Source organism: Methanoculleus sp. DTU007 (genome assembly GCF_001512385.1).
GTDB classification, from domain to species: domain Archaea; phylum Halobacteriota; class Methanomicrobia; order Methanomicrobiales; family Methanoculleaceae; genus Methanoculleus; species Methanoculleus thermophilus.
Window position 1 is genome coordinate 1 of sequence record NZ_LFRO01000010.1, and the last position, 9,390, is coordinate 9,390.

The 9,390-nt window shown below is 63.4% G+C and carries 9 protein-coding genes, 1 tRNA gene and 1 pseudogene; 6 read left to right on the forward strand and 5 right to left on the reverse strand.

Going from position 1 to position 9,390, the window contains the following annotated elements; genetic code table 11:
• The first annotated feature begins 308 nt into the window (after positions 1–308).
• Both ACI94_RS01245 and ACI94_RS01250 read left to right on the forward strand, forming a co-directional pair.
• Entirely contained in the window at positions 309–509 is a 201-nt protein-coding gene (locus ACI94_RS01245) for a DUF5320 domain-containing protein (RefSeq protein WP_082122673.1), read from the forward strand.
• Between the two features lie 66 nt (positions 510–575).
• Positions 576–950, forward strand: coding sequence for a DUF134 domain-containing protein (locus ACI94_RS01250; protein WP_286681001.1), 375 nt, complete (start codon positions 576–578; stop codon positions 948–950).
• A gap of 37 nt (positions 951–987) precedes the next feature.
• Here the strand turns inward: ACI94_RS01250 and ACI94_RS01255 are convergent.
• The 4 genes from ACI94_RS01255 to ACI94_RS01270 form a co-directional block, all read right to left on the reverse strand.
• A tRNA-Ile gene (locus ACI94_RS01255) sits at positions 988–1,062 on the reverse strand.
• Between the two features lie 149 nt (positions 1,063–1,211).
• Positions 1,212–2,558, reverse strand: coding sequence for a phosphomannomutase/phosphoglucomutase (locus tag ACI94_RS01260; RefSeq protein WP_286681002.1), 1,347 nt, complete (start codon positions 2,556–2,558; stop codon positions 1,212–1,214).
• 1 nt (position 2,559) lies between these two features.
• A complete protein-coding gene (gene nifS, locus ACI94_RS01265) occupies positions 2,560–3,732 on the reverse strand; it encodes a cysteine desulfurase NifS (protein ID WP_066958079.1) in 1,173 nt (390 codons plus the stop codon).
• A 5-nt stretch (positions 3,733–3,737) separates the two neighbouring features.
• A complete protein-coding gene (locus tag ACI94_RS01270) occupies positions 3,738–6,134 on the reverse strand; it encodes a Lon protease family protein (RefSeq protein ID WP_286681003.1) in 2,397 nt (798 codons plus the stop codon).
• Positions 6,135–6,282: 148 nt separating this feature from the next.
• Between ACI94_RS01270 and ACI94_RS01275 the strand changes: the two genes are divergently transcribed.
• The 4 genes from ACI94_RS01275 (at position 6,283) to ACI94_RS01290 (ending at position 8,803) form a co-directional block, all read left to right on the forward strand.
• Positions 6,283–6,666, forward strand: coding sequence for a NifB/NifX family molybdenum-iron cluster-binding protein (locus ACI94_RS01275; protein ID WP_286681004.1), 384 nt, complete (start codon positions 6,283–6,285; stop codon positions 6,664–6,666).
• A 64-nt stretch (positions 6,667–6,730) separates the two neighbouring features.
• The gene (locus tag ACI94_RS01280) at positions 6,731–7,072 is read left to right on the forward strand and encodes a NifB/NifX family molybdenum-iron cluster-binding protein (RefSeq protein ID WP_286681005.1); all 342 of its coding nucleotides are present in this window, start codon (positions 6,731–6,733) and stop codon (positions 7,070–7,072) included.
• 13 nt (positions 7,073–7,085) lie between these two features.
• Positions 7,086–7,937, forward strand: coding sequence for an ATP-binding protein (locus tag ACI94_RS01285; RefSeq protein ID WP_286681006.1), 852 nt, complete (start codon positions 7,086–7,088; stop codon positions 7,935–7,937).
• A complete protein-coding gene (locus tag ACI94_RS01290) occupies positions 7,934–8,803 on the forward strand; it encodes an ATP-binding protein (protein ID WP_286681007.1) in 870 nt (289 codons plus the stop codon). Before ACI94_RS01285 ends, ACI94_RS01290 begins: the two co-directional genes overlap by 4 nt.
• Before the next feature lie 156 nt (positions 8,804–8,959).
• On the opposite strand, the pseudogene ACI94_RS01295 reads toward ACI94_RS01290, so the two are convergent.
• Positions 8,960–9,155, reverse strand: a pseudogene (locus ACI94_RS01295) (CxxC-x17-CxxC domain-containing protein).
• Between the last annotated feature and the right edge of the window lie 235 nt (positions 9,156–9,390).

A 9,390-nucleotide genomic window follows, 5' to 3' on the forward strand; every position in this document is an offset into this window, starting at 1 on the left:
GCGGGATATAGGTTGCCCTGCCGGGATACTGTGGTCCGGGTGGTTACGACGTCGCCGTGGATAGGCGAGGGTTTTAGCCGGACCACCGGGGCTCGAGAGGTGTAGTAGATCGATGCGGAACGGCTGTATATGCGGCGTTCAGGGTGGGTAAGCGCAGTGGTCCGGGTGGTTATGACGTCGCCTGATCAGGCGGAGTCACAATCAGCTAGACCACAACTAGACCGCCACAGCCCGGAACACCGGATATGCCCCATTGGATATTTTTACATATTTTTACTCATATGTGTAATAATTGAGGTGATACAACCATGCCAGGATTTGATGGAACCGGCCCGGCCGGCCGTGGCCCGATGACGGGCGGCCGCCGGGGGCGGTGCGTCTCGCCCCCTGTAGCGGGGACACCAGAAGAAGGTTCCGCGCCGGTGCTTCGCGGCATCGGCCGGGGCGGCATCCCGTGGGGGTGCGGCCGCGGTTTTGGCCGCGGCGGCCGGGCACGCGGCCGGTGGTAGCCGCCGACCCGGAGCGAAGGCACTATCTGCACGGGAGACCGATCTCTACTTCAGGAGATCGGTAGCATGAACGAGAGAGAACCCGGCGAGGGGCGTGGCCGCCGCCAGCGGGGCCGGCCCCGTGTTCGCCGGATGATCGGGGACCAGGGAGCGTTCCGGTGTTTCGGACCGCTCTGCGGGGGGCCCGACGAGTTCGTCGTCGTCCTCCCCGAGGAGGTGGAAGCCCTGCGGCTCGTCGACCTCCAGGGGCTCGAGCAGGAGGAGGCCGCCGTCGCCCTCGGCGTCTCGCGTAAGACCCTCTGGCGCGACCTCCACGATGCACGGGCGAAGGTCGCCGACGCCCTGGTCCACGGGAAGACGATCCGGATCGCCGGGTGCGGCCGCCGGGAGGAAGCGGGGTGTCCCGAGGATGAGGATGCCCCCGCCGGCCCGGCGACCTGATGGGGCATCCGCTCTGTACTTGTTCTTGAAAACCGAGTGGGCCCGGAGGGATTCGAACCCACGACCGCTCGGTTATGAGCCGAGCGCTCTAACCGGACTAAGCTACGGGCCCCAAACGAGCGCCAAGACCCGCGGACTTGGAGATTGGCGCAAGTTACTGCCGATCCCGGGATCCGCACGGATCACGGTGCACATAAACATCTCCTTTGAACGTTATATATTATGCGCACCAATCCCCGCCTGTCTCGCGCTCCTTTTCTCTTACACCTCCCGTGCCGCCGGGTCGGCCGTCCGGATGACCGAGAGCACCTCCTGCACTTTCCCATCCATGAGATCCCTCGTCTCCGCTTCAAGGTTCAGCCGCACCACCGGCTCGGTGTGCGAGGGGCGGATGTTGAACCACCACGTCGGGTAGCCGATGGTCAGGCCGTCGAGGTGATCGAGGTCGGCGTCCCGGTAGCGTGCCTCGAGCACCGCGAGCACCGCCGAAGGATCGCGCACCGCAAGGTTGATCTCCCCGGTCGAGGGATAGCGCTCCAGCGGCCGGATGAGCTCGGAGAGGGTCTGACCGCTTGCTGCGAGGATGTTTGCGACGAGGACCATCGTTAGAAGTCCGTTGTCGGCGTAGCCCATATCCCGGTAGTAGTAGTGGCCCGAGAGTTCGCCGGCGAATATGGCCTTCTCCTCCCGCATCAGGGCCTTGATGAAGGCGTGGCCCACCCTCGAGCGGACGGCCCGACCGTGAGCCCTCTCGATCGCCTCGACGACCGCCCTGCTCGACCGGAGATCGTAGAGGATCGTCGCCCCTGGGTTCTCTCCAAGCAGGTAGTCGGCGATCAGCGCCGTCACCAGGTCCTCCCGGACGCGTTCGCCCCGCTCGTCGATGAATCCGCACCGGTCGCCGTCGCCGTCGAACGCGACTCCGAAGTCCGCACCCTCGGCGACGACCCGTTCTTGAAGTTCTTGAGTGGTCTTGGGGTCGAGCGGGTTTGCGTGGTGGTGGGGGAACCGCCCGTCGGGCTCGAGGTAGAGAGGGATGAGCCGCCAGGCCGGGACCCGCTCAAAGAGCCGGGGCACCTCCGGCCCAACCATCCCGTTCCCGGCGTCCGCCACGATCGTGAGGGGCCCGGGGCTCCGGACGAATCCGGCCACCTTTCCGATGTAGTCGTCGAGCATATCGGTCCTGCGGCACGATCCGGCGGCGCGGACGACCGGCTCCTCATCGGTCAGGGTCTCGAGGGGCGGCAGGTCCCGGTCGCCGGAGAGCGGGACGGCGTCTTCGCGGGCGAGTTTGAATCCGTTCATCTCCCCGGGGAGGTGCGAGGCCGTCACCATCACCCCGCCGTCGAACTTCCCCGCGGCGATGGCGTAGTTGAGGAGCGGGGTGCTCACCATCCCGATATCGGTGACCTCCGCTCCGGCCTCGACCGCACCCTCGATGAACGCCCGGGCAAGCGCCGGGGACGAGAGGCGCATATCCCGCCCGACGACGATCTGCTCCGCCGCAAGGAGACGGATGAAGGCGTTTCCGATCCTCTTTGCCGTCACCTCGTCGAGTTCGTCCGGGTAGCGCCCCCGGATATCGTAGGCCCGAAAGATCTCTGCCATCTCACGTCTCCCCCCGAAGCGGTGAGATCGCCCGCAGGCGCTCAATCACCCCCGGGAGGACCGAGAGAACGTAATCGATATCGTCGTCGGTATTCCGGGAGCCGAGGGTGAGCCGGAGCGAGCCGTGCGCCTCCTCGTGCGGAAGACCGCAGGCCGTAAGGACATGCGAGGGCTCAAGCGATGCCGAGGTGCAGGCGCTCCCCGTCGAGGCGGCGATCCCGAGCGCATCGAGCATAAGGAGGATCGATTCGCCCTCGACGTAGCGGAAGGCGACGTTCACGTTGTTCGGGAGCCGCTCGGTAGGGTGGCCGTTTAAGCGGGTATCCGGGATGGTCTCCAGGATCTTGCGGATCAGCCTATCCCGCATCGCGGCGAGCCTGGGGGACTTCTCCGGCATCTCGGCGACGGCCAGTTCAATCGCCCGCCCAAGCCCGACAATCCCGGGAACGTTCTCCGTCCCGGCCCGTTTTCCCCGCTCCTGCGCCCCGCCGTCGATAAACGTCCCGATCCGGGTCCTCTTTCTGATGTAGAGCGCTCCCACCCCTTTCGGCCCGCCGAACTTGTGGGCCGAGAGTGCAAGCAGATCGGCCCCCATATCGTCCACGCTCACCGGTATCGCCCCGATCGCCTGGACGGCGTCGGTGTGGAATGGAATATCATGGTCGTGAGCGACTTTCGCGATCTCTGCGACCGGTTCGATCGTCCCGATCTCGTTGTTTGCGGTCATTATCGATATGAGGATGGTCTGATCCGTGATCGCCTCCTCGACCGTAGCCGGGTCCACCCGGCCGAACTCGTCCACGGGGAGGTAGGTGACCCGGTAGCCCTGCTTCTCGAGGCTCTCGCAGGTGTGGATGACGGCGTGGTGCTCGATCGAGGATGTGATGATATGATCGCCCTTCTTCCTGTTTGCCGCCGCCACCCCCTTGATTGCCCAGTTGTCGGCCTCGGTTCCCCCGGAGGTGAAGAAGATCTCTTCGGGGCTTGCACCGATCGCCGCAGCCACCTTCCTCCGTGCCTCCTCCACCGCCTCTTTCGCCTCCCGGGCGAGGGTGTAGAGCGAGGAGGGATTCCCGAACCGCTCCGAGAAATAGGGGAGCATCGCCCGGGCGACCTCCGGACGCGTCGGGGTCGTCGCCGCATGGTCCATGTAGACCGATCGTTTCTCTTCCATCCTGGTCACTTTGCCGGCATCGGCTGGAACCCGCGCATCGTCTCCGCCATCTCCCGGAGCCGCCGGTCCACGAGGTAGTTCACCGTCCCTTCCTCATACGTCCCGTCTTCCCGGCGGGTACCCGCCGGAACCCCGGTGAGGATCTCGATCCCCTCGTCGATCGTCCGGACAGGGTAGATACGGAACTTCCCGGCCTTTGCGGCCTCGACGATCTCCTCTTTCAGCATCAGGTTCTGGACGTTGCTTGCCGGGATCAGGACTCCCTGGTTTCCGTTGAGCCCTTTTGCCTTGCAGACCTCATAGAATCCCTCCAGTTTCTCGTTGACGCCGCCGATTGCCTGGACCTCTCCCTTCTGGTTCACGGAACCCGTGACAGCGAGGTACTGCTTTATGGGGAGACCCGAGAGCGCCGAGAGGAGGGCGTAGAGTTCGGTGCTCGAGGCGGAGTCGCCCTCAATCCCCTCGTAACTCTGCTCAAAGACGAGCCGGGCCGAGAGAGAGAGGGGTTTGTCGTGTGCGTATTTGTTGTTGAGGTAACCGTTGATGATGAGGACCCCTTTGGTATGGATCGGCCCTCCAAGCGCCGCTTCCCGCTCGATATCCACGATACCCTCTCGGCCGACCCCGACGCTCGCGGTCACCTTCGACGGCCGGCCGAAGGCAAAGTCCCCTAGCCCGATCACCGATAGACCGTTCACCTGGCCGACCTTCTCTCCCTCGGTATCGATGAGGAAGATCTCGCGCTCGATGGCCTCCTCGATCTTCTTCTGGATCAGGTTCGAGCGGTAGACCTTCTCCTCGATCGCCTTCATGACATGCTGCTTTTCGATCATCTCCGCCCCGTCGCTCGCGGCGTAGAAGTTCGCCTCCCGGATGAGATCCGCGATCGCAGCGAAATGGGTGGAGAGTTTCTTTTTATCCGCGGCAAGACGCGAGCCGTGCTCGATCACCCTCGCGATCGCCTCCCGATCGAGGTGCCGGAGGTTCTCCTCCCGGACGAGGTTGCACATAAAGTCGGCATACTTTCTCGCGTTCTCGTCGTTTCGGTCCATCACGGTATCGAAGTCGGCTTTGACCTTGAAGAGCTCCTTGAAGTCCGGGTCCAGTTGATAGAGGAGATGGTAGAGCATCGGGGTCCCGATCAGGGCCACCTTGATATCAAGGGGTATCGCCTCGGGCTTGATGGTCTTTGCCGTGATGAACCCCATCCGCTCGCCCGGCTCCTCGATGACGATCTTCCCGGTCTTTAAGGCCGTCTTGAGCCCGTCCCAGGAGAAGGGGGCTCGAAGGAGGTCTTCGACATTGAGGACGAGGTAGCCGCCGTTGGCTTTATGCAACGATCCCGGCCGGATCATCGTGAAGTCGGTTGTGAAGATTCCAAACTGCACCTCCCTCTCGATCTTTCCAAGAAGGTTCTGGAAGGTCGGGTTCTCCTCGACGATCACCGGCGCCCCTTTGGCCTCGGCGTTGTCGACGACGACGTTCACCTCGTACTTCCGGAACGGAAGCTCCCGGATGAAGGCCTGGAACTGGGGCGGGATCCCGGGCTGCTCAGGCATGCCGAGGAAGGTCTGGAGATTCTCGAGTATGTCGTTCTGAACGGCGTCGATGTACTCGGGGATCTCAGGAACGTCGGCATACTTCTCTTTTAATTCGGCAACGAGGTTCCCGATCGCGTAGAGCGCGATGTCGTGGTTTAATCCCTTGACCGCCTCCATACCCTGCCGCTCAAGGTCCTGGACCTGCCGCAAAGTGTTCCGGAGTTCCGTGTTCAGGGCGTCCCGCCGCCGCTGGATCTCTGCCCGCACGTCCTCGGGGAGCGTGATCACCTCCTCTTCGGGTGTCGGCCGGCCGTCGATGACCGGGATGGTCAAAAGACCGATGGGGCTCATCTGGATGACAAACCCGGCTTCCTGGGCGCGCTGATTGATCCTGGCAATGAGATCGGTCCTCCTGTCCTGGAGCGACTGGAGAGTCTTATCCCGCCGCTCGGTATACGCTTCGCTCTGGAATGCCCGGGGAAGCGCCTGCCGGACCTCCTCGATGAATCGTTTCATGTCGTCCCGAAACTCTGTCCCCCTCCCTGCCGGAAGGGAGATGGCGTTGGGCTCGTACTGGTTCTCAAAGTTATGCACGTAGACCCAGTCGTTTGCTCTCGACTTGGCCTTCGCGAGCTGGTCAAGGAAACTCCGCACAGCGCTCATCCGCCCGGTCCCTTGGGCGCCTGCAGCGTAGACGTTGAACCCCCGCTCCCGGATCTCAAGACCGAACCGCAACGCCCGGAGTGCTCGCTCCTGACCGATGATCTCTTCGAGCGGGCGCATCTCTCCGGTGCTGGCGCACTCGACTCTTCCCGGCTCGTAGACGTTCCGGTACTCTCCAATATCCAAAGGCTGAACCATCACTCTCACCAGGTTTTACAACTACACCGCAGGATGTCGCTCGCCTTAAAAAATGTTCCCCGGTCCGGTACTGCGTCGCCCGAATGGTACGATAGATGGTTTTACTTTCTTTTGCGCATATGTGTAGTATGTCTGCATGCGGCTCCGTGTGAGCGATAGGAGACGTGAGATCATGAGGATTGCGATTGCACAGGACAAAAACCAGGTGTCCGGGCACTTCGGGCACTGTGAAGGGTATGCGATATTCGACGTCGAAGATTCGATCATCTACAGAAGAGACGATCTCCCGAACCCCGGCCACGAGCCCGGCCGGCTCCCGGTCTTTCTTGCAGAGCACGGTGTCAACCTGATCATCGCCGGCGGCATGGGTCCGCGAGCCGTCGAGCTCTTCAACGCAAACGGAATTCAGGTTCTCCTCGGGATCAGCGGAAACGTCGACTACATCGCACAGGATTACATCGCCGGCCGCCTTTCTCCGGGGAAGAGCTCCTGCCACCACGAAGACGGCGGCGAGTGCGACGGGCACCAATGAGACGGGTGCACCACCCATAGTATTATGCTCATATGAGCAAAAACCACCAGAGGAGTGAATCAGGATGATAGTCGGTATCACGGCACGTGCAGCAGGCACAGACGCCCCGGTCGAGCAGCGGTTCGGCCGGGCACCTTACTTCGTCTTCGTCGACACGGAGACGGGGAAAGCGGAATCGATCGAAAACCCCCTCGTTGACGCTGCCGGCGGGGTCGGTCCCCGGGCGGTCCAGATGTTTTCGGAGCACGGCGCGACGGTGGTCATCACCGGTCAGGTCGGCGGGAACGCTGCAAAAGCGCTCGAAGCCGGGGGGATCAGGGCATACGCCTACCGCGGAAGCGGCAGCGTGGCCGATGCCCTCGCGCAGTATACCGCCGGGAACCTGCAGCCGCTCCCCCTTGCATGAAGCGGAACCCAGTATGAAGATCGCGATTGCAAGCGGGAAAGGCGGCACCGGGAAGAGTACGGTGGCGGCGAACCTCGCCTGCACGCTCTCCCGCTCCCGCGAGGTGGTGCTCGTCGACTGCGATGTCGAGGAGCCGAACCTCCACCTCTTTTTCCCCGCTACTACCGTGGACGTGCCGGTGACGACACCGGTTCCGGAGATCGATCCCGCCCGCTGCACCCTCTGCGGTGAGTGCGGGAAGTTCTGCCGGTTCGGGGCGCTCTCGGTCTTGAAAGACCGCGTCCTCGTCTTCCCGGAACTCTGCCACTCGTGCGGGGGCTGCTCCCTCGTCTGCCCGCAGGGAGCCGTCCGGGAAGTCCCGCGCACCGTCGGCCGGGTCGCGTGCTCCCGCCCCCTCCCCCGCCTCACCCTGGTGAGCGGCGTCTTGAACGAGGGGGAGGTGCAGGCCCCGGCGGTCATCAGGGCGGCAAAGCTGCTCGCGGAGGGGCACCCGCTCACCCTCTACGATGCCTCTCCGGGGATCGCCTGCCCGGTGATCGAGACGCTCGAGGGGAGCGATGCCTGCATCCTGGTGACCGAATCGACGCCTTTCGGGCTGCACGACCTCCGCCTCGCGGCCGAGGTGGTGGAGAGGGTCGGTATTCCTGCCGGCGTCGTGATCAACCGCAGCGACGGCAAGGACGAGGAGACTCTCGACTTCTGCCGGGAGCGCGGGCTCCCCGTCATCATGACCATCCCGTTTTCGCGGGAGATCGCCGCCGTCCAGAACCGTGGCGGTCTCATCGCCGCGCTCCTTCCCGGGTGGGAGGAGCGGTTCGTCGCCCTCTTTGAAGCGGTCGTGAAGATCGCGGGGGTGAGTCCGTGATCCGGCTTGCGGTCGTCAGCGGCAAGGGCGGCACCGGGAAGACGATGGTGGCCGCGGCGCTCGCGGATATCAGCGGGGTGCCGCAGGTTCTCGCCGACTGCGACGTGGACGCCGCGAACCTGGAGCTCCTCTTCCGCCCCCGGCGGCTAACCACGGAGGAGTTCCGGGGGCTCGCGGCGGCCCGGATCGACCCGGAACGGTGCCGTGGCTGCGGCATCTGCGCCGACCACTGCCGGTTCGGGGCAATCGTGCGCCGCGACGACGCCTGGGAGGTGGACACGCTGCACTGCGAAGGCTGCGCTGTCTGCACCTATGTCTGCCCCATGGGAGCGATCTCTATGGAACAGCGCGTCTGCGGCGAGATCTACACTTCGGCGACCGACCGGGGCAACCTCGCCCATGCCCGGCTCTTCCCGGGCTCGGGGAACTCAGGATTGCTCGTCACCGAGGTGAAGAAGCGGGCCGTGAGTCTTGCGGACGGCGCCGACCTGCTGCTTGCCGACGGCCCGCCGGGGATAGGCTGCCCGTTGATCGCGACGATAAGCGGCATGGACGCGGTTCTCATCGTCACGGAGCCGGGGGTCTCGGCGCTCCACGATCTCGAACGGCTCGTGACGGTCTGCCGCCGGTTCGGCGTCCGGATCTTCGCCGCTATCAACCGGTTCGATCTCGCGGAGGATATCTGCAAGAGGATCGAGGACTACTGCGAGAGAGAGGGCATCGTGGTAGCGGGCAAGATACCGTTCGACCCGGCGGTGGTCGACGCCGTCCGTAGCGGCCGCCCCGTGACCCGGAGTGAGTCCCCGGCAACGGATGCACTCCGGGCGCTCCGCGATACCCTCTTTGCCGAACTCGGGCTTGAATAAGCTCGCTCCTTTTTCCGATCAAGGTCTCCCGAGCACCGGGAGGCCTTGAAGAGGTGGGTCGCGCGATGCCGCACCACCGACTTCTATCGATAACCGGGTGTTATCCGAAGGTTGTGGAAAGCATTTCAACAGGGCTAAAAAAAGAGATTTATTGGTTTAGAACCGGGGTTTTCTGTGCTTNNGGGAGGCAGTCCTGGCAATACACGGGTCTGCCTTCGGTCGGCTTGAAGGGGACTTCGCACTCTTTCCCACAGTCTGAACAAACGGTCTTCGTCATTTCACGGGGCCCGCCGAAGTTCCTCGGTCCACCGAAATTTCTGTTTCCTCTGTTATAATCCATTGGATTGCTCATGCAGATAGAACACTGCCTGTAGAGTTATGATTGGATAGTATATATTGTAGCTCATCGGTACGGGTGGACAGCAGGACAGCCGGAAAAAGAATGCGCAGTTAATCCCCTGGTTCTTCTCTCATCGAGCGTTACGCCGGGAGCTGAATGGTGTTCGGGTCGCTGGCGTTCGTTGGAATCCTGATCGACCTCCCTGGTTTGCCCCGGTACGTCCCCGACCCACCGGATTCCGGCAGGA

What these genes read in the sequence shown, in the direction of transcription:
- ACI94_RS01245 (WP_082122673.1), top strand. Translation starts at nt 309, where the DNA reads ATGCCAGGATTTGATGGAACCGGCCCGGCCGGCCGTGGCCCGATGACG.
- ACI94_RS01270 (WP_286681003.1), bottom strand. Translation starts at nt 6,134, where the DNA reads ATGGTTCAGCCTTTGGATATTGGAGAGTACCGGAACGTCTACGAGCCG.
- ACI94_RS01280 (WP_286681005.1), top strand. Translation starts at nt 6,731, where the DNA reads ATGATAGTCGGTATCACGGCACGTGCAGCAGGCACAGACGCCCCGGTC.
- ACI94_RS01285 (WP_286681006.1), top strand. Translation starts at nt 7,086, where the DNA reads ATGAAGATCGCGATTGCAAGCGGGAAAGGCGGCACCGGGAAGAGTACG.
- ACI94_RS01250 (WP_286681001.1), top strand. Translation starts at nt 576, where the DNA reads ATGAACGAGAGAGAACCCGGCGAGGGGCGTGGCCGCCGCCAGCGGGGC.
- nifS (WP_066958079.1), bottom strand. Translation starts at nt 3,732, where the DNA reads ATGGAAGAGAAACGATCGGTCTACATGGACCATGCGGCGACGACCCCG.
- ACI94_RS01260 (WP_286681002.1), bottom strand. Translation starts at nt 2,558, where the DNA reads ATGGCAGAGATCTTTCGGGCCTACGATATCCGGGGGCGCTACCCGGAC.